The sequence below is a fragment of the Streptomyces sp. NBC_00442 genome (assembly GCF_036014195.1).
Lineage (GTDB): Bacteria > Actinomycetota > Actinomycetes > Streptomycetales > Streptomycetaceae > Streptomyces.
Genome location: NZ_CP107918.1, coordinates 5,881,041 through 5,903,208 on the forward strand (window position 1 = coordinate 5,881,041; position 22,168 = coordinate 5,903,208).

Genomic DNA, 22,168 nt, shown 5'->3' on the forward strand with positions numbered 1-22,168 from the left:
GGCGGCCCACGGACACGCCTGGCACGATGTCAGGGTGACCGCACCTCTGACACCGCCCCATCAGCAGCCCCCGGGCGACGACCCGTGGCAGACGCACGCCGAGGGAGCCCGTCCCGGGCCCGTCGAGGAGGCGCCCACCATGAAGAAGGACGTGCGGGACGCGGTGATCGTCGCCGTCGCGGTGACGGTGGCCGGGGTGGCGCTCGGACTGCTGTGGCTGTGGCTCGCTCCGCGCGTGCCGCTCATCGCCGACGACAAGGCCGTCTTCCTCAAGGACACCGAGGGGGAGGAGGCGATCGGCGGTGACGGAACGTTCATCTTGCTGGCGCTCGGGCTCGGCGCGCTGAGCGCGGTCGCTGTCTTCCTGTTCCGCCGCAAGGGCGGCATCCCCCTGGTCGTCGGCCTCGCCGTCGGCAGCCTGCTCGGCTCGGTCCTCGCCTGGCGCCTGGGCATCTGGCTCGGGCCGAACCAGGACGTGGTGGCCGCGGCCAAGGCGGCCGGCAAGGGCGTCACCTTCGACGCCCCGCTCAAGCTCGACGCCAAGGGCGCGCTGCTGGCCTGGCCGATCGCCGCGATGGGCGTCCACCTGGGCCTCACGGCCCTGTTCGGGCCCCGCGACCCGGAGCCGGCGTGGCAGGTGCCCCCGCTGGACGCGGACCCGGCAGGACCGGGCACGTCCGGCCTCTGAGCGCCCCCGCACGGGCCCGGCCCGGAAAGGCCCCTACACGCGCCCGATCGGCGCCAGCAGGGCTCCGGTGAGGGCCGCCAGATCGGCGGGGGACAGCTCGACCTCCAGGCCGCGCCGGCCCGCCGAGACACAGATCGTGGCGTGCGCCGACGCCGAGTCGTCCAGGACCGTACGGAGCTTCTTGCGCTGGCCGAGCGGCGAGATGCCGCCCCGCACATAGCCGGTGGTGCGCTCGGCGGCCGCCGGATCGGCCATCGCGGCCCGCTTGCCGCCGACCGCCGAGGCGAGCGCCTTGAGGTCGAGCGAGCCCGCCACCGGAACCACGGCCACCGTCAGCTCGCCGTCCACGTCGGCGACCAGCGTCTTGAACACCCGCTCCGCGCTCACCCCGAGGGCCTGCGCCGCCTCCTCGCCGTACGAGGCGGAGGCCGGGTCGTGCGCGTAGGCGTGCACGGTGAACGCGGTGCCCGCAGCCGTCAGGGCCACCGTCGCCGGGGTGCCGCCGCTCTGCTGCTTCTTCTTGGCCAAGGCGGCCCTCCGCTCGGTCAGTTGGGGCTGGTCGGGGTGCGCGTCAGATCCACCGCGGGCAGCGAGGGCAGATGGCGGATGACCGCCGTCTCCGCGCGCAGCAGCTGCAGTTCCTCGCGCAGCCGGGTCGCGGTGTCGGGCGCCTGGAGCAGGCGCTGCTTGGCCGGGACGTCCAGGACGGCGGCCGCGGCGACCAGATAGGACACGACGGAGGGCTCGTCGGGCAGGTCGGCGGTGCCGGCCAGCGACCGTTCACGGGCGCCCGCGAGCCGCTTCTGGTACGAGCGGAACGCCCGCAGGACGCCCTCGGCGAGCGCGCCCGCCTCCTCGCCCGGCTCCTCGGGCACCTCCTCGTACTCGGCCGTCAGATACGGCCCGCTCGCGTCGACCGACAGGATGCGGATGCGCGACGTGCCGGTGGCGAGCACCTCGAAGCTGCCGTCCGGGCGCTCCCGGATGGTGGCCGCGTCCGCGACGCAGCCCACCCGGTGGAAGGCCTGGATCGGATCGGCGCCAAAGCCGGCGGCGGGGCCCTTGTCGGCCGTCGCGGTGCGGTCGGGAAGCCCGGGGGCGGTCGGGGCGACCTCCCGCCCGTCCCGGATCGCCACGACGGCGAAGCGGCGCGGCTCGTCGCCGGCGTCGTCCTCGGGGCCGGACGGGCCGGAAGCGTCGGTGCCGGTCTTCAGCAGATCGCGCATCATGGCGCGATAGCGCTCCTCGAAGATGTTCAGCGGCAGGACGAGCCCGGGGAACAGGACCGAGTTGAGCGGGAAGAGGGGGAGGCGTGCGGTGGTCACAACGCTCAAGCGTAATGGCCGTCGGAGCGGGCGCGTCCGGGCTTCTGCCGCTCCCGCCCCCATGGCATGCCCGCGGCGACCTCACAGCGCACGAACTCGCGCAGTTCCAGGAACTGGCCGAGCGGGTCCGCGGCCAGATGCAGCCAGGGGAAAGACGTCGCATACGGCCCGATGCGCCGGAATTCCTCCAGGGTTTCGGGCCAGCGCCTGCGGACGACGAGGACGTAGGCGAGCAGATTGCGCACCTCGGCCGGCCACGGGTCGCCCGCCTCGTAGGTGCCGGACAGCTCGATGCCGAGATCGGCCGCCGCGTCGATCCGCTCGTACGGAATGCTGTGCCCGCCGCCGCCTACCATGTAGGCGAAGGCGGCCCGCGCCGGGAGCGCGCGGATCAGCGAGCCCGGCAGGGAATCCTCCGCGGCCCGCTCGGCGAAGTCGAAGCACTCGCGGTGCGAGCCGTACCACTGGGCCGAGAGGTACTGGAGCGCCGCCACATGACAGCCGTAGTGGTGCGAGGAACGCCGTATGGCCTCACCCCACAATTCCTCGAAGACCGTGTGGGAGGCATGGGTGCCGCGTGCGTGGTCGAGGGCGATCCGCCACGGGACGGGGTCGGCCGGGTCGCCGTCGGCCGCCGAGAGGATCAGCGGGGCCACGTCGCGCAGCCGCTCGGCCCGCGCGGGCGAGCCCCACGCCTCGACGATCGCGAGCTCGGCCTTGACCAGCAGCGCGTCCGGATCGCGGGGCGCGGCGGCCAGCCAGTCGGCGAGCCACTCCGGCCTGTTCACCGCGAACGCGGCGAGCCGCACCGTGTAGCGGTCGCGGTTCTCCCACTCGGCCAGCTCCCGGGTCGTGGCGAGGAGCTTGGCCGCCGTCTCGTACTCGCCGAGCGCTGCGGAGACCAGCGCGGGGGCGAGCCGGGCGTCGGGGGCGTCGAGCAGCACGTCCCGGCCGTCCCAGAGCCCGGCCGGGAGCAGCCCCTCGGGCCCGCTCGGCTCGAACGGAGCCGAGAGCTTGGTCACGTGCCTGGCCCGCCGTGCGGTGCGGATCAGCGCGGATACGAAAGTCATGGTGCGGACCATTGAAATCCGCAGGTGGGGGTGGCGCCAGGGGGCCGCTGTGAAGCTTTCGTATCGGTGGTGAGGGTTGTACGACGCGGGGTCAAGGACCGGCAAATTCAGCCACCTCGGGCCCCACGGGGAGCGGGTGAGCACCGTGGGCACGGCCCGCTGAAGCGCTGCGGACGGCGCCGGGTCACCCCCGGCCGCCCCAGCTCCGACACGGTTCGTGGCTCAGCCGCGCCGCAGCAGTCGCGAGGCGCCCGCCGCCACCGTCGTCGCCAGGATCCAGCCAAGCAGGATCAGCAGGGCCGCCGCCCACTGCCAGACGCCGGAGAGCCGCCAGTAGCCGTCCTGGCCCAGGTTGACCACCGGGATGAGCAGATCGAGGGCGTACAGCGCCGCGTTCCAGTCGGGGTGCTCGTCGGGCTTGATCGGCCGGGGGTCGTAGTGCGAGAAGGCGAGGGTGCCGGCCGCCCACAGGACCGCCATCCACAGCGCGGCCCGCCCCGGCCGGTAGCCGTACGCCACCGTCAGGTCCTGGAGCACGCCCCACGCCTTCGCGGCCAGCGGCAGCGTCTCGCGGCGCCTGCGCTGCTTGGCGAGCAGCACCTCGCGGGCGTCCGCGTCCTCGCCGCTGCCCCGCAGCACGCCGGCGAGCCGCTCATAGGGTTCGGGCCCGTACTCGGGGGTCGCCGCCGTCACCCAGTCCAGGCGCTGGGCCAGCGTGAACGTGCCGATCGGGATGAGGTTCTCGTAGGCGAAGCCGTTCATCGTCAAATGGCCGGGCCGCGGCCAGCTGTCCGCCATGTCGACGAGGTTGACGACCCGCGCGCCGGACAGCACCACCTTGCCGCGCTCGGCGCGCTGCCCGGTGAAGCGCAGCTCCGGCGTCTGGATGCGGCGCAACGACAGCTCCTGCACGTCGCTCATGACGACACGGGACTGCGCCAGGTCCACCGCGTCCCCGAACCGCCCGTCGTCCAGGCGCAGACCGCCCCGGCATTCGAACGGCTGAATAAGAGTGCCGCGCACCGGCGTGTTGGTGTAGTTCGCCCCGTACGGAGTGCCGTACTGGGTCCCGTACTGCGTCCCGTACGGCGGGGTGGTGCCCGCCTGGTTGCCGCCGGGATAGACGGCCGCCGACGTCAGATACAGGGTGCGCTCGACGATCAGCTGCGGCGCGTTGAGCGCCCGCCCGCCGTCCGGGTTGATGAGCCGGCTGCCGCGCAGGCTCAGCGTCACCCCCACTTTCGCCGCGCGCAGGCTCAGCTCTCCGTAGGACTCGATGAGGTCGGCCTGGAGGTCCTGGCCGACCAGGAGCCCGTCCGCCGCGATCGAGCGGCCGTTGCGGTCACCGTGCACCACGGCCTGGCTGAGCAGGAGGTCGGTGCCGATGTGCGCGTCGGTCAGGCGGATACCGCCCGGGACGCGGCAGCGCGGCAGGTGCAGATCGCCCTCGGTGGTCAGCCTGGCCGCCTCAAGACGCGGAATCGCGCAGCTCACCATGCGCACGGTCGTGAAGTGGGCCTCGGGGAGCAGGACTTCGTTCTCGAAGCGGCAGTTGTTCAGCTCGACGTACGGGGTGACCGTGCCGCCGGACAGGTTGAGCAGGCCGGTGATCTGCACCCCGGTGAGCTTGAGCGCGGCGACCCGGCCGGGCAGCGCGGGCGGCCCGCTCAGCAGGAGCAGCGCCACCACCCTGGCCCGCACGCTGCGCTCGGGCCCCCAGGGGCGCACCGCGAACGGGTCGTCGCGCACGGGGTTGCGGGTGCGCAGATCGTACGTACTGCCGTTGCGGAAGGCCTGCCACATGCCCAGCTCCGCCGGGCTGAGCCAGTCCGGTGCCTCCCCCGGATCGGGCGCTTCGGTCAATGCCGTCCCTCTCGCCGTCCACCCTGACAGGAGGAACGCTAGTGGCCACGGGTGACAGAAGGTGACGCCCGTGTTGCGTATCAGCCACTGATACAGGCGTCCAGTGCTCCGGAGGCGTCTGAGAGAATTGGTTACGTGATCTCCCGAATCGATCTGCGCGGCAACACCCTCCCCGAGGGTGGCGCCCTGCGCGACCTGCTGCCCCGTGCCGAGTTCGACGTGGAAGCCGCCCTGGACAAGGTGCGGCCCATCTGCGAGGACGTGCGTCATCGTGGCGACGCGGCGCTCATCGACTACGCGGAGAGGTTCGACGGCGTCGAGCTGGCCCAGGTCCGGGTGCCCGCCCAGGCTCTGGCGGACGCCCTCGAGCAGCTGGCCCCGCAGGTCAGGGCCGCCCTGGAGGAGTCGATCCGGCGTGCCCGGATCGTGCACCGAGCCCAGCGCCGCACCACCGAGGTGACCGAGGTGGCCCCCGGCGGCACCGTCACCGAGAAGTGGGTGCCGGTCAACCGGGTCGGCCTGTACGCGCCGGGCGGGCGTGCCGTCTACCCCTCCTCCGTGATCATGGACACGGTCCCGGCGCAGGAGGCCGGTGTGCCTTCCATCGCGCTGGCCTCGCCCGCCCAGAAGGAGTTCGACGGCCTCCCGCACCCCACGATCCTCGCCGCCTGCGCGCTGCTCGGTATCGACGAGGTGTACGCGGCCGGCGGTGCCACCGCCGTCGCGATGTTCGCGCACGGCACGGAATCCTGCGAGCCGGTCAACATGGTGGCCGGCCCCGGCAACATCTGGGTCGCGGCCGCCAAGCGCTACTTCACCGGGAAGATCGGCATCGACGCCGAGGCCGGCCCGACCGAGATCGCCGTCCTCGCCGACGACACCGCCGACCCGGTGCACGTGGCGTCCGACCTGATCAGCCAGGCCGAGCACGACCCGCTCGCCGCCTCCGTCCTGGTCACCGACAGCGTCGAACTCGCCGACAAGGTCACGGTCGAGCTCGACAAGCAGGTCGCCGTCGCCCGCCACCGCGAGGATCGGATCGAGCCGGCGCTCAAGGGCGAACAGTCCGCGATCGTCCTCGTCGACTCCCTGGAGGACGGCCTCAAGGTCGTCGACGCGTACGGCGCCGAGCACCTGGAGATCCAGACCGCCGACGCCGCCGCCGTGGCCGACCGGGTCACCAACGCGGGCGCGATCTTCGTCGGGCCCTGGGCCCCGGTCTCGCTCGGCGACTACTGCGCCGGCTCCAACCACGTGCTGCCCACCGGCGGCTGCGCCTGCCACTCCTCGGGCCTGTCCGTGCAGTCCTTCCTGCGCGGCATCCACATCGTCGACTACACGCGCGACGCGCTCGCCGAGGTCACCCACCACGTGGTCACCCTCGCCGAGGCCGAGGACCTGCCCGCGCACGGGGCGGCTCTGAAGGCACGCTTCTCCTGGAAGGTGCCGACCGTATGACGAACGCCGAGCACACGCCGGTCGCCGAGCGCGCGACCACCATCGACGACCTCCCCGTACGGGACGAGCTGCGCGGCAAGTCCCCTTACGGCGCGCCCCAGTTGGACACCCCCGTCCAGCTGAACACCAACGAGAACCCCTACCCGCTGCCCGAGCCGCTCGTCGCGCGGATCGCGGAGCGGGTCGCCGAGGCGGCCCGGAGCCTCAACCGCTACCCCGACCGCGACGCGGTGGAGCTGCGCACCGAGCTGGCGCGCTACCTCACCCGCACCGGCAAGCACCCGGTCGCGGTCGAGAACGTGTGGGCGGCCAACGGGTCCAACGAGGTCCTCCAGCAGCTGCTCCAGGCCTTCGGCGGCCCCGGCCGCACCGCGATCGGCTTCGAGCCCTCGTACTCGATGCACGCCCTGATCGCCCGCGGCACCGGCACCGGCTGGATCTCCGGGCCCCGCAACGAGGACTTCACGATCGACCTCGCGGCGGCCGAGCGGGCCGTGGCGGAGCAGGCGCCGGACGTCGTCTTCATCACCTCGCCCAACAACCCGACGGGCACCGCGGTCGCCGCCGAGACGGTCCTCGCGCTGTACGAGGCCGCGCAGGCGGCTAAGCCCACGATGGTCATCGTGGACGAGGCGTACGTCGAGTTCAGCCACCGCGACTCGCTGCTCCCGCTCATCGAGGGCCGCCCGAACCTGGTGGTCTCGCGGACCATGTCGAAGGCGTTCGGTGCGGCCGGGCTGCGCCTGGGCTATCTCGCCGCGCACCCCGCGGTGGTCGACGCGGTACAGCTGGTCCGCCTTCCCTACCACCTGTCCGCCGTCACCCAGGCGACCGCGCTCGCGGCCCTGGAGCACACGGACACGCTGCTCGGCTATGTCGAGCAGCTCAAGGCCGAGCGGGACCGCCTGGTCACCGAGCTGCGGGCGATCGGCTACGAGGTGACCGAGTCGGACGCCAACTTCGTCCAGTTCGGCCGCTTCGACGACAGCCACGCCGCGTGGCAGCAGATCCTCGACCGGGGCGTCCTGGTCCGGGACAACGGGGTGCCGGGCTGGCTGCGGGTCACCGCGGGCACCCCGGCCGAGAACGACGCGTTCCTCGACGCGGTCCGTCAACTCAAGAAGGAGCAGAGCGCATGAGCCGCGTTGGAAGAGTGGAACGCACCACCAAGGAGACGTCCGTCCTCGTCGAGATCGACCTCGACGGCAGCGGAAAGGTCGATGTGTCGACCGGGGTCGGCTTCTACGACCACATGCTCGACCAGCTCGGCCGCCACGGCCTGTTCGACCTCACGGTCAAGACCGACGGCGACCTGCACATCGACACCCACCACACCATCGAGGACACCGCGCTCGCGCTCGGTGCGGCCTTCAAGCAGGCCCTCGGCGACAAGGTCGGCATCTACCGCTTCGGCAACTGCACCGTGCCGCTCGACGAGTCGCTCGCCCAGGTGACCGTCGACCTGTCGGGCCGCCCCTACCTCGTGCACACCGAGCCCGAGAACATGGCGCCGATGATCGGTGAGTACGACACCACCATGACCCGGCACATCTTCGAGTCCTTCGTGGCCCAGGCGCAGGTCGCGCTGCACATTCACGTACCGTACGGACGCAACGCGCACCACATCGTGGAGTGCCAGTTCAAGGCGCTCGCCCGCGCGCTGCGCTATGCCTCCGAACGGGACCCGCGCGCCGCCGGAATCCTTCCTTCCACCAAGGGTGCCCTGTAAGCATGAACGGCCTCAACACCATCCTGATCGTGCTCGGCCTCTTCCTGATCGGCGGAATCATCTCCTTCGTCAAGCAGGGGATGCCGAAGAGCCTGATCGTGCTCCTGTCCATCGGTGCCGTGATGTGCCTGGCCGCCGGCATCCTGCGAGTGGACTTCTGATCATGAGCGCACCCGCCAAGAAGGTCGTCGTCTTCGACTACGGATTCGGCAACGTCCGCTCCGCGGAGCGGGCCCTGGCCCACGTCGGTGCGGACGTGGAGATCACCCGCGACTACGACCGGGCCATGAACGCCGACGGGCTGCTCGTGCCCGGTGTCGGCGCCTTCTCCGCCTGCATGAAGGGCCTGCGCGACGCCCGCGGCGACTGGATCGTGGGCCGCCGGCTCTCCGGCGGCCGCCCGGTCATGGGCATCTGCGTCGGCATGCAGATCCTCTTCGAGCGCGGCATCGAGCACGGCGTGGAGACCGAGGGTCTGGACGAGTGGCCCGGCGTGGTCGAGCCGCTGAACGCGCCGGTCGTGCCGCACATGGGCTGGAACACGGTGAAGGCGCCCGAGGACAGTGAACTGTTCGCCGGCCTGGACGACGAGGCCCGCTTCTACTTCGTCCACTCCTACGCCGTGCGCGACTGGAGCCTCGAAGTGACCAACCCCAAGATCCGCGCCCCCAGGGTCAGTTGGGCCACCCACGGCGAGCCGTTCGTGGCCGCGGTGGAGAACGGTGCCCTGTGGGCCACCCAGTTCCACCCCGAGAAGTCCGGCGACGCCGGAGCCCAGCTGCTCACCAACTGGATCGGAACCCTGTGATGGCTGCCCCGCTCGAACTCCTTCCCGCCGTCGACGTCCGCGACGGCCAGGCCGTACGGCTCGTCCACGGCGAGTCCGGCTCCGAGACCTCCTACGGCTCGCCCCTCCAGGCGGCCCTCGCCTGGCAGCGCTCGGGCGCCGAGTGGCTGCACCTGGTCGACCTGGACGCGGCGTTCGGCACCGGCGACAACCGCGCGCTGATCGCCGAGGTCGCGGGCGCCATGGACATCAAGGTCGAGCTGTCCGGCGGCATCCGCGACGACGCCACCCTGGAGGCGGCCCTCGCCACCGGCTGCACCCGCGTCAATCTCGGCACCGCCGCCCTGGAGACCCCGGAATGGGTCGCCAAGGTCATCGCCCAGTACGGCGACAAGATCGCGGTCGGCCTCGACGTGCGCGGCACCACGCTGCGCGGCCGCGGCTGGACCCGCGACGGCGGCGACCTGTACGAGACCCTGGCCCGCCTGGACTCCGAGGGCTGCGCGCGGTACGTCGTCACCGACATCGCCAAGGACGGCACGCTGACCGGCCCCAACCTGGAGCTCCTGAGGAACGTCTGCGCCGCCACGGACAAGCCGGTGGTGGCGTCCGGCGGAGTCTCCTCCCTGGACGACCTGCGCGCGATCTCCGAGCTGGTCCCGCTCGGTGTCGAGGGCGCGATCGTCGGCAAGGCCCTGTACGCGAAGGCCTTCACGCTGGAAGAGGCGCTCAAGGCGGTGGCGGCATGAGTGACATGAGCGGCATGGGCGGCGAGATCCGCAGGACCTCCTCCGGCTCCGCGTTCGACGAGCGCTTCGGCTCCTCGCGGGTCGTGGAGCTGCCGGGCGGCCTCGTCCTGGTCGGCGGCTGCACGTCGACGGTCACCGGCCGCATCGACGATTCGGGCCCCTACCAGCAGGCCGTCACCGCGTTCGGCGTTGCCATCAAGTCGCTGGAGTCCGTGGGGCTCGGCCGGCAGGACGTGGTGCGCACCCGTGTGTACATCACCCATGCCCGAGACGTCGACGACGTGGGCCGCGCCCACAAGGAACTCTTCGACGACGTGCGCCCCGCCACCACGATGGTGATCGTGTCCGGCTTCGTCGACCCGAGCCTGGTGGTCGAGGTCGAGGTAGAGGCGTACCGGCGGACGGCGGCACAGGCATGACCCTCGCGGTACGCGTGATCCCCTGCCTGGACGTGGACAACGGCCGGGTCGTCAAGGGCGTCAACTTCCAGAACCTGCGTGATGCCGGCGACCCGGTCGAGATGGCCAAGCTGTACGACGCCGAGGGCGCCGACGAGCTGACCTTCCTCGACATCACGGCCTCCTCCGGCAACCGCGAGACCACCTACGACGTGGTGCGGCGCACGGCCGAGCAGGTCTTCATCCCGCTCACCGTCGGCGGCGGCGTGCGCAGCGCCGACGACGTCGACAAGCTGCTGCGGGCGGGCGCGGACAAGGTGGGCGTGAACACGGCCGCGATCGCCCGCCCCGACCTGATCCGCGAGATCGCCGAGCGCTTCGGCCGCCAGGTCCTGGTCCTCTCGGTCGACGCCCGGCGCACCGCGTCCGGCTCCTTCGAGGTGACGACGCACGGCGGCCGCACGGGCACGGGCATCGACGCGGTCGAATGGGCCCACCGGGCCGCGGAGTTGGGTGCGGGGGAGATCCTGCTCAACTCGATGGACGCGGACGGCACCAAGGACGGCTACGACACCGAGATGATCGCGGCGGTCCGCCGCCACGTCACCGTCCCGGTCATCGCCTCCGGCGGCGCCGGCCGCCTGGACCACTTCCCGCCGGCGATCGAGGCGGGCGCGGACGCGGTCCTGGCCGCGTCGGTCTTCCACTTCGGCGACCTGCGCATCGCGGAGGTCAAGCAGGCGCTGGCGAAGGCGGGCCACCCGGTCCGCTGACCACGCCCGCCCCGGAGCCCGGCACGCAGCACTGCGCGCCGGGCTCCCGCGCGTACGGCGGTGGCGCGCCGGGGAAGGGGATACGCAGCTTTATTTGCGCAACAAATATTGCGCAACTTTATTTTCCTATCTAGTCTCGACGGCATGGCAGCCCGGGGCAATCGCAGGATCACCGACGTCGACACGCTCAAGGCGTTCGGCCACCCCCTGCGCATGAAGCTCTACCGCGCGCTCTACATCGCCCGCTCCGCCACCGCGTCCCAGCTCGCCGACCAGGTCGACGAGGCGGTGTCCCTCGTCAGCTACCACCTGCGCAAGCTCGCCGACCACGGCCTGATCGAAGCGGCCGAGTCGCCGGGCACGGACGGGCGGGAGCGGTGGTGGCAGCCGGCGTCGGAAGGCATCAGCTACCGGCACGAGGATTTCACGGACGCCCCCGAGAAGGTGGCGGCCCACACCTCCGTCACCCGCCTCCTCGTGGAACAGCGTATGGACCTCTACCGCGCCTACCTCGACGAGATGGCCGCCTGGGGCGCCGAGTGGACGGGCGCGTCCTTCAGCAGCGAGTACCCGCTCCGGCTGACCTCGGCCGAACTGACCGAGCTGGAGGGGGAGTTGGACGCCGTGCTCAAGAAGTTCAAGGAGCGCGGCGACACCGCGACGGCGAACGACGACATCGAGGGCCGCGAAAACGTCTCGGTCCACCTGTACGGCTTCCCGTTCCGCGTCTGAGTCTCCGAGAGGTCCGCCATGTCCGTCACCACCCTCATACCGCCCGCGACCGCCCGCCCGGCCCACCGCGACGGCAACGTCCTGCGCTGGCTCGCCGCGTACACCTCCTCGCTCGTCGGCGACAGCGTCTACTACATGGCGCTCGCCTGGGCCGCGGCGCGTTCCGGGAGCGCGGGGCAGGCCGGGCTCGTGCTCGCGGTCGGCGCCGTGCCGAGGGCGCTGCTCATGCTGGGCGGCGGAGTGATCGCCGACCGGTTCGGGCCCCGCCTCGTCGTCATCGGCAGCGACGCCGCCCGCAGCGTGATCATCCTGGGCATGGCCGCGGCCCTGCTGCTCTCCGGGCCGCACCTCTGGCTCCTGATCGTGATCGCCCTGGTCTTCGGCGCCGTGGACGCGGTGCTCCTGCCCGCGCTCGGAGCGCTGCCGCCCAGGATCACAGGACCCGGCGAACTCGCCCGGGTGCAGGGCCTCAAGGGGCTCGCTACGCGGGTCGCCGGCGTGGCCGGGGCCCCGCTCGGCGGGCTCGCCGTGGCCCTCGGCGGCACCGCGGCCACGTTCGCCGTGGCCGGCGGCCTGTTCGCCGTGTCGACCCTGCTGCTCGTCCGGGTCCGCATCGCCGGGCTCGACGGCGACGGGCGGCAGACGAAGGAATCTCCGCTGCGCGACCTCTCCGACGGCCTGCGCTACATCCGCGGACACCGGCTGCTCGCCCCGCTGATGCTGGTCCTCGCCATCGGCGAGCTGGGGTTCGCGGCGCCGCTCAACATCGGCCTCACGCTGCTCGCGAAGGAGCGGGCCTGGGGCGCGTCCGGCATGGGCTGGATCGTCGCGGCGTTCGGTGCGGGCGCGGGGGCCGCCTCGCTGCTGCTCTCGGTGCGGGGCCGCATCCCGCGCGCCGGGCTCGTCCTGCCGGTGTCCCTGCTCGGCGCCACCATGGCCATCGCCGGCCTCGCGTACGCCCCCTCGGTCGCCCTCGCCGCCGTCGCCGGGGTCTTCATGGGCCTGCTCGCCGGGCTGAGCGGCGCCCTGTGCGGGGCGCTGATGCAGACCGCCACGGCGCCGGCCTATCTGGGCCGGGTCACCGCCGTGGCCTCCCTGTTCACCCTGGGCATCGCGCCGCTCGGCTACCCGGTCGCGGGCGCCGCGATCGGCGTCTGGGGCACCACGCCGGTCTTCCTGGCCGGTGCGGGTGTGTGCGCGACGGGTGCGGTGATCGGCCTGGCCTCGGGCCGTCTGCGCCGCGCGGAACTCCCGCACTGAGCCCCGTGCGGGCGACCGCCGCACCGTGAGCCGAGCCGAGCCGAGCCGAGCCGAGCCGAGCCGAGCCGAGCCGAGCCGAGCCGAGCCGAGCCGAGCAGGGCAGAGCAGAGCAGAGCAGAGCAGAGCCGGACGGGCGCCGGCCGGTCCCCGAGCGGATCCCCCCCCGCCGGGCCGCCCCCGCCCTCAGATCCCGAGCTTCGCCTCGATCGCCCGCGTCGCCGCTTCCTTCTCGCCCTCGATCTCGACGCGGGCGGCGTCCTGGCGCCCGTACGCGAAGAGCATCAGCTCGCCCGGCTCGCCGGTCACCGTCACCACCGGGGTGCCCTTGTGCGCCACCGCCGTCTGCCCGTCCGGGCGGCGCAGCACGATGCCCACCGGGGCCTTGCGGCCCATCACACGGGCCGCCTTCTCCAGACGGGCCCACAGCGCGTCCGCGAACACCGGGTCGAGCTCGCGGGGCGTCCAGTCGGCCTGGGCCCGGCGGACGTCCTCGGCGTGGACGTAGAACTCCACCGCGTTGGCACCCTCGTCGATCTGCTTGAGGCTGTACGGCGAGAACTTCGGCGGGCCGGTGCGGATCAGCTGGATCAGTTCCTCGAACGGCTTGCCGGCGAACTCCGCCTGCACCCGGTCGAGGCGATTCCTGAGCGCGCCGATCAGGATCCCGCCCGCCGCGTCGAGGCGCCGTTCGCGCACCACGACATGGGCCGCGAGTTCCCGGGCCGTCCAGCCCTCGCACAGGGTCGGAGCCTCGGGGCCCGCCGCTTCCAACAGGTCGGCGAGCAGAAGCCGTTCACGCTTGGCATGGGTCGACATGTCTGCCAGCGTACGGCGGCCGGGGTCGTCCGGACAGTGGACGCACCGCCCGGCCGCCCCGCGGGCCACGGCAGAATGGGGGTATGACCAGCAATCTCGACCCCGCCATCGCCGCCCGCCTCAAGCGCGGCGCGGATGGTCTGGTCCCGGCCATCGCCCAGCAGTACGACACCGGTGAGGTGCTCATGCTCGGCTGGATGGACGACGAGGCCCTGCACCGCACCCTGACCACCGGCCGCTGCACGTACTGGTCGCGCAGCCGTCAGGAGTACTGGGTCAAGGGCGACACCTCCGGGCACGTCCAGCACGTCAAGTCGGTCGCCCTGGACTGCGACGCGGACACCGTCCTGGTCAAGGTCGACCAGGTGGGCGCGGCCTGCCACACCGGGGACCGCACCTGTTTCGACGCCGACGTACTCGACCTCGGGAAGTAGCAAGCAGTCATGGACCTCGACACCTTCCGCAAGCTCGCCGTCGACCGCCGCGTCATCCCGGTCCACCGGCGCCTGCTCGCCGACGGCGACACCCCGGTCGGCCTCTACCGCAAGCTCGCCGCCGAGCGGCCCGGCACCTTCCTGCTCGAATCCGCGGAGAACGGCCGCACCTGGTCGCGGTACTCCTTCGTCGGCGTGCGCTCCGCCGCGACCCTCACCGTGCGCGACGGCGAGGCCCACTGGCTCGGCACGCCGCCCGTCGGCGTCCCCACTTCGGGTGATCCTCTGGCGGCCCTGAAGGCCACCGTCGAGGCGCTGCACACCCCGCGCGACCTGGTCGCGGGAATGCCGCCCTTCACCGGCGGCATGGTCGGCTACCTCGGCTACGACATCGTGCGGCGCCTGGAGAAGATCGGCGAGCACGGCGGCGACGACCTGAAGCTGCCCGAGCTGACCATGCTGCTCACCTCGGACCTCGCGGTGCTCGACCACGGGGACGGCTCGGTCCTCCTGATCGCCAACGCGATCAACCACAACGACCTCGACACCGGTGTGGACGAGGCGTACGAGGACGCCGTGGCCCGGCTCGACGCGATGGAGGCCGACCTCGCGAAGCCCGCCGAGTACGCGCCGGTCGCGCTGCCCGCGTCGGAGCTCCCCGAATACACCGCGCTGTGGGGCGGCCCGGACTACCAGGGCGCCGTCGAGGACATCAAGGAGCGCATCCGGGCCGGCGAGGCCTTCCAGGTGGTTCCCTCGCAGCGCTTCGAAACCTCTTGCAACGCAAGCGCGTTGGACGTCTACCGGGTGCTGCGGGCCACCAACCCGTCGCCGTACATGTACCTGTTCCGCTTCGACGGCTTCGACGTCGTCGGCTCCAGCCCCGAGGCCCTCGTCAAGGTCGAGGACGGCCGGGCGATGCTGCACCCGATCGCCGGGACCCGGCCGCGCGGCGCCACCCCGCAGCACGACCAGGCGCTCGCCGACGAGCTGCTCGCCGATCCCAAGGAGCGCGCCGAGCACCTCATGCTCGTCGACCTCGGCCGCAACGACCTGGGCCGGGTCTGCGAGCCCGGCTCGGTGGAGGTCGTGGACTTCATGTCGATCGAGCGGTACTCCCATGTGATGCACATCGTGTCGACCGTGACCGGCACGGTCGCCGAGGGACGCACCGCCTTCGACGTCCTGACGGCCTGCTTCCCGGCCGGCACGCTCTCCGGCGCCCCCAAGCCCCGCGCGATGCAGATCATCGAGGAGCTGGAGCCCAGCCGCCGCGGGCTCTACGGCGGCTGTGTCGGCTACCTCGACTTCGCCGGGGACTCCGACACCGCGATCGCGATCCGTACCGCGCTGCTGCGGGACGGCACCGCGTACGTGCAGGCCGGAGCCGGCGTGGTCGCCGACTCCGACCCGGTCGCGGAGGACGACGAGTGCCGCAACAAGGCGGCCGCCGTCCTGCGCGCCGTCAACACGGCCAACCGGCTCAGCCGGTGAACGCGGCGGTTCCGTTCGGGGTGCCGAGCCCCGACGGGCCGTCGTAGCCGCTGCCTCCCTTGCACAGGTAGGCCGGCGAGCAGCTGCCGTTCGAGCCGCTCGTCACGTCGTTGAGCGAGCCGGTGTGGGCGTACGGGAACGAGGCCGGGGTGGAGCCCGAGGACGGGACGCCCGCCAGCGCGTACACCGCGGCGATCAGCGGCGAGGACGCGCTGGTGCCGCCGAACACCTCCCAGCCCGGGTCGCCGCCGTAGGTGTCGTACACCGCGACACCCGTGGCCGGGTCGGCGACCGCCGAGACGTCCGCGACGGTCCGCTTCGAGCAGCCGGTGTCCTTCTGCCAGCTCGGCTTCGCGTCGTACGCGGAGCAGCCGGATCCGGCGCCGCTCCACACGCTCTCGGTCCAACCCCGGCTGTTCGAGGCCGTCTTGAGCGAGGTGCCGCCGACGGCGGTGACGTAGCGGGAGGCGGCCGGGTACTCGGTGCCGTATCCGCCGTCACCGGAGCTCACGGTGATGGCGACGCCCGGGTGGTTGAAGTACTGGCTGTCGTAGGACGTGTCGGAGGACGACTCGCCGCCGCCGTAGCTGTTGGAGACGTACTTCGCGCCGAGCGAGACCGCCGTGTTGACGGCCGTGCCGAGGTTCGCCATCGACGCCGACTTGGCCTCGACGAGCAGGATCTTGCAGTTGGGGCAGGCCGCGCTGACCATGTCGAGGTCGAGGGATATCTCTTCGGCCCAGCCGGCGTCCGCGCCCGGCAGCGTCGACGTGCCGGTCTGACCGACCTTCTTGAAGCAGCCGTTGGCCACGGTGCAGGCCGGAAGCCCGTACTGGGAGCGGTACTTGGCGAGGTCGGCCGCCGCGTTGGGGTCGTCGTACGCGTCGACGATCGCCACCGTACGGCCCGAACCGGCCGTCGACGACGGCAACTTGTACGCGGACTGGAGCGAGGAGGGCCCGAGGCCGGACGGCGCCGCCGCGCCGGTCAGCGAGCGCTCGGTGTGCGCCGAGGCGACCGTGCCGCCGGTCACCTTCAGTGCCTTGCAGGCCATGACGTCGACGCGTGTCGGGGCCGCGCAGGAGCGGACGGTGGTGACGTGCGCCGCGGTGGAGGGACCGGTGGCCGCCTGGGCGAGGGGAGTTGCCAGGGCGAGCGCTGCCGCGGCCAGCGTGGCGGCCAGGGCGGTGGGGGAGAGGGTTCTGCGCAACTTACTGCCTCCGTGATGTGGGTGTACCAGGAGTCGTGCGGTGTGCGCGGTGCCGGCCGTTCCGCGTGGTGCGCGACCCGACCGGCGGCGAACCTAGGCTGACTGGGCCATGCCAACAAGGAGCGCGCCGGAATCTCTATCGCCGCTTTGCCTTCGAGGGCCGTTCGGGGACAGTTCCCGGGCGGTTCGGGGGAATGCGATAACCGTTCGATGGCCGGCCGCTTGCCCGTTCTTGGTTCCCGCGCACCGCTCGGCGCGGCAGGGCTGCGGGCCCCCGGGTGACACGCCGTGCCGCGCGCAGGCGATAGTGGAGTACGTGAGTGCCGCATCCGTACCCCAGCCCCGTGCCGAAGCAGCCGCGCCGTCCGCTCGCGGCGGCGGCGGCCGCCGCAGCCTGGCCGCCGCACTGTTCGCCGGCGCGGTCGGCGCCGCCGTCGTCCTCATGGCCTCCGGCCAGACCTGGGCTCACGGCAACGCGGCCGTCGGCGGCGGCGCGCTGCCCCTGAAGGCGTCCGGCGGCGACATCACCGGCGTGCCCTCCGCCCTCGCGATCGTCGGGCTCGCGGCCCTCGTCGCGGTCTTCGCGGTGCGCGGCGCGGGCCGGATCCTGGTCGCCGCGCTGCTCACGCTCAGCGGCGCGGGAGCCGCGGCGACCGCCTGGCTGGGCGTCGGCGACAGCACGGCCCTCGACGAGAAGGCGGCCAAGGCAAGCGGCGACGCAGCGGCCACCGTCGGCTCGCTCACCCACACCGGCTGGCCCTACGTCGCGGTCGCGGGCGGCGTCCTGCTGCTGCTCGCCGGGCTGCTCGCCCTCCGTTTCGGCAAGGCCTGGCCCGCGATGGGCGGCCGCTACGAGCGCGACGGCGCCCCCCGTCCGCGCAAGGCGCGCACCGCGCCCGACCCCGAGCGCCCCGAGGAACTCTGGAAGGCGCTCGACCGCGGCGAGGACCCCACGCGCGAGAGCTGACCCCCGCACTCACCCACCCTTCGCGGTGCGGGACAATGGCAGCGAGCGTCGGGTCCGACGACAGCGGCAGCGCCGACCACAACACGTGCAACACCTACGAGGAGCAACCCCCATGGCGAAGAGCGGCCACGGCCACACCCCGGCAGCATGGACCGGTGTCATCATTGCCTTCATCGGATTCTGCGTGACCTGCGTCTTCATAGTGGCCGCCAACCCGGCGGGCTTCTGGGCCGGCATCGCGCTTCTCGGCATCGCCGCGGTCGTCGGCGGCATCATGAAGATCGCGGGCCTCGGCACCCCGAAGGACACGCCGGAGGTCCAGCGCATGCGCGAGGACGCCGCCGCCAAGGTCCGCGCCCGCCTCGAAGCCCAGGCCGGCTGAGCCCGGAACCACCGTGCGACAGGCGCAGCCCGACCGGGCTGCGCCTGTCGACGTGAACGGGGACAATCGCCGAGTGGACGCAGCCCAGTCGAACCCAGGCCCGGCCCCGGCACGCCCAGGCCCGGCCCCGGCGCACCCCGGCTCCGGCCCGGCCCCGGCGCACCCGGCCGATACGGCCGGCTCGCCCGTCCGGCGGCTCCTGGTGCCGCTCGGCACGCTCGGCGCGGTGGCCTCGGCCTTCGCGTACGTGGGTCTGGTCGACCCGAACCACCCCGGCCACTACCCGGTCTGCCCCCTGTTCGCCCTCACCGGCGTCTACTGCCCGGGGTGCGGCGGGCTGCGCAGTGCGCACGACTTCGTCACCGGGCACTTCGCCGCCGCCGTGGGCGCCAACGCGCTCGCCGTCGCCGGCTATCTGGTCTTCGCCGTGTGCTGGGTCCTGTGGGCGATGCGCTCGGCCCGCGGGCTGCCCCTGCGGATCGCGGTGAGCGACCGCCAGTGGTGGATCGTCGGATCCGTCGTGCTGATCTTCTCGGTGGCGCGGAATCTTCCGTTCGGCTCGTTCCTCGCGCCATGACCTTCGCGAGGAAACCGCAGGTGGCGTCCCACGTGATGGGACGGGAGTCAACCGGATGTGATCCGTTGGCCCCGGTACGGATACCATCGACATGGCTGACCGTGACCGTTCCGTACGGTCATCCTCGTCCTGACCGACATCACCGTCCCGGAAGGGGGCCGCTCGCGTGAGTGTGCTCGACGAGATCATCGAAGGCGTCCGCGCCGACCTCGCAGAGCGGCAGGCGCGTGTCAGCCTCGACGAGCTGAAGGAGCGCGCCGACAAGGCGCCCCCGGCCCGTGACGGGGTCGCGGCCCTGCGCGGCGACGGCGTGAAGGTCATCTGCGAGGTCAAGCGCTCCAGCCCCTCCAAGGGCGCGCTGGCCGCCATCGCGGACCCGGCCGCGCTCGCCGCCGACTACGAGGCCGGCGGCGCGTCCGTCATCTCCGTCCTGACCGAGGAGCGCCGCTTCGGCGGCTCGCTCGCCGATCTGGAGGCCGTGCGCGCCAAGGTCGACATCCCGATCCTGCGCAAGGACTTCATCGTCACGGCCTACCAGCTGTGGGAGGCCAGGGCGCACGGCGCCGACCTCGCGCTGCTCATCGTGGCCGCCCTCGACCAGCCGGCCCTGGTGTCGCTGATCGAGCGCGCCGAGTCGATCGGACTCACCCCGCTGGTCGAGGTGCACGACGAGGACGAGGTCGAGCGGGCCGTCGACGCCGGCGCCAAGATCATCGGCGTCAACGCGCGCAACCTCAAGGACCTCAAGGTCGACCGCACGACCTTCGACCGGGTCGCCCCGGAGATCCCGAACCACATCGTCAAGATCGCCGAGTCCGGCGTCCGCGGCCCGCACGACCTCATCGCGTACGCCAACGCGGGCGCCGACGCGGTGCTCGTCGGCGAGTCCCTGGTCACCGGCAAGGACCCGCGCGCGGCCGTCGCCGACCTCGTCGCGGCCGGCGCCCACCCCGCGCTGCGCCACGGGCGGAACTGACCCCATGGCCATTGCCGCCCGTCTCGCACCCGGCTGCCGCCCCCGCGGCTGCCGCGCTCCGGCGCGCCGGGTGCACGGGCGGCGCGTGCGGTACGTGATCGGCTCGGAGCCCGGCCAGGTCAACGGCATGCGATGGCGCGGCGGCCCGAGCGCCGCCCGTGTGAGCGCCTCCTAGGGCGCGAGGCCGAACCCCGTGCGACGGTGTCGCGCGGGCGCGACCGGACCCGACGCAGGGTCCGGCGCGGGCGCGACCGGACCGGACACGGTCCGTCGTCGCGCACCTGCCTCCACACCTGCGGCGCCTGGGCACATCCACATCCCAAGCCGACCCAGGACCGGGGCTGCGACGCCCCCGCGAGGTATCCGCATGTCCAACGAGAACGAGTTCTTCGTACCCGACCCCGACGGCCAAGTGCCCAGCGCCAAGGGCTACTTCGGCGCGTACGGCGGTAAATTCATCCCCGAGGCGCTGGTCGCCGCGGTCGACGAGGTCGCCGTCGAGTACGACAAGGCCAAGAACGACCCCGCCTTCGCGGCCGAGCTCAACGAGCTCATGGTCAACTACACCGGCCGGCCGAGCGCCCTCACCGAGGTGCCCCGGTTCGCCGAACACGCGGGCGGCGCCCGGGTGTTCCTCAAGCGCGAGGACCTCAACCACACCGGCTCGCACAAGATCAACAACGTGCTCGGCCAGGCGCTGCTCACCAAGCGCATGGGCAAGACCCGCGTCATCGCCGAGACCGGAGCGGGCCAGCACGGCGTCGCCACGGCCACCGCCTGCGCCCTGTTCGGCCTCGAATGCACCATCTACATGGGCGAGATCGACACCCAGCGCCAGGCGCTCAACGTCGCCCGGATGCGGATGCTCGGCGCCGAGGTCGTCCCCGTCGCCTCCGGCAGCCGCACCCTCAAGGACGCCATCAACGAGGCGTTCCGCGACTGGGTCGCCAACGTCGACCGCACCCACTACCTCTTCGGCACGGTCGCGGGCCCGCACCCCTTCCCCGCGATGGTCCGCGACTTCCACCGCGTGATCGGCGTCGAGGCCCGCCGCCAGATCCTCCAGCGCGCCGGCCGCCTGCCCGACGCGGCGGTGGCCTGCGTGGGCGGAGGCTCCAACGCCATCGGCCTCTTCCACGCCTTCATCCCGGACGCCTCCGTACGCCTCATCGGCTGCGAGCCCGCCGGCCACGGCGTGGAGACCGGTGAGCACGCGGCGACCCTGACCGTGGGCGAGCCCGGCATCCTGCACGGCTCGCGCAGCTACGTACTCCAGGACGAGGAGGGCCAGATCACCGAGCCCTACTCGATCTCGGCCGGCCTCGACTACCCGGGCATCGGCCCCGAGCACTCCTACCTCAAGGACATCGGGCGCGGCGAGTACCGCGCGGTCACCGACGACGCGGCGATGCAGGCCCTGCGCCTGCTGTCGCGCACGGAGGGCATCATCCCGGCGATCGAGTCGGCGCACGCGCTCGCGGGCGCGCTCGACGTCGGCAAGGAGCTCGGCAAGGACGGACTGATCCTGATCAACCTGTCCGGCCGTGGCGACAAGGACATGGACACGGCCGCACGCTACTTCGGCCTGTACGGCACCGACGCCGAGGTGGCCGCCGACGCCGCGGGCCTCGCCGAGATCGAGGGAGACGCCAAGTGAGCGGCAACGTGACCCTGCTGGACGACACCCTGGCCACGGCGAAGGCCGAGGACCGGGCCGCGCTCATCGCCTACCTGCCGGCCGGCTTCCCGACCGTCGACGGCGGCATCGAAGCGGTCAAGGCGGTCTTCGAGGGCGGCGCCGACATCGTCGAGGTGGGCCTGCCGCACAGCGACCCGGTCCTGGACGGCCCGGTCATCCAGACCGCCGACGACATCGCCCTCAAGGGCGGCGTGAAGATCGCCGACGTGCTGCGCACGGTCCGCGAGGCCCACGCCGCCACGGGCAAGCCGGTCCTGGTCATGACGTACTGGAATCCCGTCGACCGCTACGGCGTGGAGCGCTTCACCGCCGAACTCGCCGAGGCGGGCGGCGCGGGCTGCATCCTGCCCGACCTGCCGGTCGAGGAGTCGGGCGTGTGGCGCGAGCACGCCGAGAAGCACGGTCTCGGCACCGTCTTCGTCGTCGCCCCCAGCAGCAAGGACGCCCGCCTCGCCACGATCACGGCGGCCGGCTCCGGTTTCGTGTACGCGGCCTCCCTGATGGGTGTCACGGGCACCCGGGAGTCGGTGGGCGCGTCGGCCGAGGACCTGGTGGGCCGCACCCGCGCCACCACCGACCTGCCGGTCTGTGTGGGCCTCGGCGTCTCGAACGCGGTCCAGGCCAAGGAGGTCGCGGCCTTCTCCGACGGCGTGATCGTGGGCTCGGCCTTCGTCAAGCGCATGCTGGACGCCCCCGACCACGCGGCGGGTCTCGTCGCCGTACGGGAACTGGCGGCCGAGCTCGCCGAAGGCGTTCGCCGGGCGCACTAGCGCGCTCATCG

At 72.5% G+C, this 22,168-nt stretch carries 26 protein-coding genes; 20 read left to right on the forward strand and 6 right to left on the reverse strand.

The annotated features are described in order from the left end of the window. Positions 1-34: 34 nt before the first annotated feature. Positions 35-688 carry a hypothetical protein gene (locus tag OG432_RS26335; RefSeq protein WP_328313444.1) on the forward strand — a complete coding sequence of 218 codons (654 nt, stop codon included), beginning with the start codon at positions 35-37 and terminating at the stop codon, positions 686-688. A gap of 33 nt (positions 689-721) precedes the next feature. Here the strand turns inward: OG432_RS26335 and ybaK are convergent, their stop codons facing one another. From ybaK to OG432_RS26355, 4 genes are all read right to left on the reverse strand, one after another. Continuing rightward, positions 722-1,216: a Cys-tRNA(Pro) deacylase gene (gene ybaK, locus OG432_RS26340; protein WP_328313445.1), complete on the reverse strand. Its 495-nt coding sequence runs from the start codon at positions 1,214-1,216 to the stop codon at positions 722-724. Positions 1,217-1,233: 17 nt separating this feature from the next. Then, positions 1,234-2,013 carry an LON peptidase substrate-binding domain-containing protein gene (locus OG432_RS26345; RefSeq protein ID WP_328313446.1) on the reverse strand — a complete coding sequence of 260 codons (780 nt, stop codon included), beginning with the start codon at positions 2,011-2,013 and terminating at the stop codon, positions 1,234-1,236. A 5-nt stretch (positions 2,014-2,018) separates the two neighbouring features. After that, complete coding sequence (locus OG432_RS26350) at positions 2,019-3,095, reverse strand: hypothetical protein (RefSeq protein WP_328313447.1); 1,077 nt, start codon at positions 3,093-3,095, stop codon at positions 2,019-2,021. Positions 3,096-3,305: 210 nt separating this feature from the next. After that, positions 3,306-4,946 carry an oxidoreductase gene (locus tag OG432_RS26355; protein WP_328313448.1) on the reverse strand — a complete coding sequence of 547 codons (1,641 nt, stop codon included), beginning with the start codon at positions 4,944-4,946 and terminating at the stop codon, positions 3,306-3,308. A 135-nt stretch (positions 4,947-5,081) separates the two neighbouring features. On the opposite strand from OG432_RS26355, the gene hisD reads away from it, so the two are divergent. The 10 genes from hisD (at position 5,082) to OG432_RS26405 (ending at position 12,832) form a co-directional block, all read left to right on the forward strand. Continuing rightward, complete coding sequence (hisD, locus tag OG432_RS26360; protein ID WP_328313449.1) at positions 5,082-6,404, forward strand: histidinol dehydrogenase; 1,323 nt, start codon at positions 5,082-5,084, stop codon at positions 6,402-6,404. Then, positions 6,401-7,543: a histidinol-phosphate transaminase gene (locus tag OG432_RS26365; protein WP_328313450.1), complete on the forward strand. Its 1,143-nt coding sequence runs from the start codon at positions 6,401-6,403 to the stop codon at positions 7,541-7,543. The genes hisD and OG432_RS26365 overlap by 4 nt, the downstream gene beginning before the upstream one ends. Then, positions 7,540-8,133, forward strand: a complete 594-nt coding sequence (gene hisB / locus OG432_RS26370; RefSeq protein ID WP_053727805.1) for an imidazoleglycerol-phosphate dehydratase HisB — start codon at positions 7,540-7,542, stop codon at positions 8,131-8,133. The genes OG432_RS26365 and hisB overlap by 4 nt, the downstream gene beginning before the upstream one ends. Positions 8,134-8,135: 2 nt before the next feature. Continuing rightward, entirely contained in the window at positions 8,136-8,294 is a 159-nt protein-coding gene (locus tag OG432_RS26375; protein WP_328313451.1) for a hypothetical protein, read from the forward strand. A gap of 2 nt (positions 8,295-8,296) precedes the next feature. Further along, the gene (hisH, locus tag OG432_RS26380) at positions 8,297-8,941 is read left to right on the forward strand and encodes an imidazole glycerol phosphate synthase subunit HisH (RefSeq protein ID WP_328313452.1); all 645 of its coding nucleotides are present in this window, start codon (positions 8,297-8,299) and stop codon (positions 8,939-8,941) included. Beyond that, positions 8,941-9,669: a bifunctional 1-(5-phosphoribosyl)-5-((5-phosphoribosylamino)methylideneamino)imidazole-4-carboxamide isomerase/phosphoribosylanthranilate isomerase PriA gene (gene priA, locus OG432_RS26385; protein ID WP_328313453.1), complete on the forward strand. Its 729-nt coding sequence runs from the start codon at positions 8,941-8,943 to the stop codon at positions 9,667-9,669. The genes hisH and priA overlap by 1 nt, the downstream gene beginning before the upstream one ends. A 5-nt stretch (positions 9,670-9,674) precedes the next feature. Further along, positions 9,675-10,088 (forward strand): Rid family hydrolase, encoded by a 414-nt coding sequence (locus tag OG432_RS26390; protein WP_443058605.1) that lies wholly within the window; start codon positions 9,675-9,677, stop codon positions 10,086-10,088. Further along, positions 10,085-10,840: an imidazole glycerol phosphate synthase subunit HisF gene (gene hisF / locus OG432_RS26395; RefSeq protein ID WP_328313454.1), complete on the forward strand. Its 756-nt coding sequence runs from the start codon at positions 10,085-10,087 to the stop codon at positions 10,838-10,840. The genes OG432_RS26390 and hisF overlap by 4 nt, the downstream gene beginning before the upstream one ends. Before the next feature lie 144 nt (positions 10,841-10,984). Continuing rightward, positions 10,985-11,572, forward strand: coding sequence for an ArsR/SmtB family transcription factor (locus OG432_RS26400; RefSeq protein ID WP_328313455.1), 588 nt, complete (start codon positions 10,985-10,987; stop codon positions 11,570-11,572). Positions 11,573-11,590: 18 nt separating this feature from the next. Next, entirely contained in the window at positions 11,591-12,832 is a 1,242-nt protein-coding gene (locus OG432_RS26405) for an MFS transporter (protein ID WP_328313456.1), read from the forward strand. 183 nt (positions 12,833-13,015) lie between these two features. On the opposite strand, the gene OG432_RS26410 is transcribed toward OG432_RS26405, so the two are convergent. Next, positions 13,016-13,648: a TIGR03085 family metal-binding protein gene (locus OG432_RS26410; RefSeq protein ID WP_328313457.1), complete on the reverse strand. Its 633-nt coding sequence runs from the start codon at positions 13,646-13,648 to the stop codon at positions 13,016-13,018. Between the two features lie 83 nt (positions 13,649-13,731). Here OG432_RS26410 and hisI point away from each other — a divergent pair, with 83 nt between their 5' ends. Then, positions 13,732-14,082 carry a phosphoribosyl-AMP cyclohydrolase gene (gene hisI / locus OG432_RS26415; RefSeq protein WP_100574534.1) on the forward strand — a complete coding sequence of 117 codons (351 nt, stop codon included), beginning with the start codon at positions 13,732-13,734 and terminating at the stop codon, positions 14,080-14,082. Positions 14,083-14,091: 9 nt separating this feature from the next. After that, positions 14,092-15,576, forward strand: a complete 1,485-nt coding sequence (locus OG432_RS26420) for an anthranilate synthase component I (protein WP_328313458.1) — start codon at positions 14,092-14,094, stop codon at positions 15,574-15,576. Here OG432_RS26420 and OG432_RS26425 read toward each other — a convergent pair. Beyond that, positions 15,566-16,786 carry a S53 family peptidase gene (locus OG432_RS26425; protein ID WP_328313459.1) on the reverse strand — a complete coding sequence of 407 codons (1,221 nt, stop codon included), beginning with the start codon at positions 16,784-16,786 and terminating at the stop codon, positions 15,566-15,568. The genes OG432_RS26420 and OG432_RS26425 overlap by 11 nt on opposite strands. A gap of 307 nt (positions 16,787-17,093) precedes the next feature. Between OG432_RS26425 and OG432_RS26430 the strand changes: the two genes are divergently transcribed. The 7 genes from OG432_RS26430 to trpA all read left to right on the forward strand — a co-directional run bounded on the left by OG432_RS26430 (position 17,094) and on the right by trpA (position 22,157). Beyond that, positions 17,094-17,753, forward strand: a complete 660-nt coding sequence (locus tag OG432_RS26430) for a TIGR02234 family membrane protein (protein WP_328313460.1) — start codon at positions 17,094-17,096, stop codon at positions 17,751-17,753. A 112-nt stretch (positions 17,754-17,865) separates the two neighbouring features. Continuing rightward, entirely contained in the window at positions 17,866-18,135 is a 270-nt protein-coding gene (locus OG432_RS26435; protein WP_328313461.1) for an HGxxPAAW family protein, read from the forward strand. Between the two features lie 73 nt (positions 18,136-18,208). Further along, a complete protein-coding gene (locus tag OG432_RS26440; protein ID WP_328313462.1) occupies positions 18,209-18,712 on the forward strand; it encodes a DUF2752 domain-containing protein in 504 nt (167 codons plus the stop codon). A gap of 166 nt (positions 18,713-18,878) precedes the next feature. Next, entirely contained in the window at positions 18,879-19,688 is an 810-nt protein-coding gene (gene trpC, locus OG432_RS26445) for an indole-3-glycerol phosphate synthase TrpC (protein WP_328313463.1), read from the forward strand. Between the two features lie 4 nt (positions 19,689-19,692). Further along, positions 19,693-19,863, forward strand: a complete 171-nt coding sequence (trpM, locus tag OG432_RS34970; RefSeq protein WP_443058463.1) for a tryptophan biosynthesis modulator TrpM — start codon at positions 19,693-19,695, stop codon at positions 19,861-19,863. A 192-nt stretch (positions 19,864-20,055) separates the two neighbouring features. After that, positions 20,056-21,345, forward strand: coding sequence for a tryptophan synthase subunit beta (trpB, locus tag OG432_RS26450; protein ID WP_328313464.1), 1,290 nt, complete (start codon positions 20,056-20,058; stop codon positions 21,343-21,345). After that, positions 21,342-22,157: a tryptophan synthase subunit alpha gene (gene trpA / locus OG432_RS26455; RefSeq protein ID WP_328313465.1), complete on the forward strand. Its 816-nt coding sequence runs from the start codon at positions 21,342-21,344 to the stop codon at positions 22,155-22,157. The genes trpB and trpA overlap by 4 nt, the downstream gene beginning before the upstream one ends. The last annotated feature ends 11 nt before the right edge of the window (positions 22,158-22,168 follow it).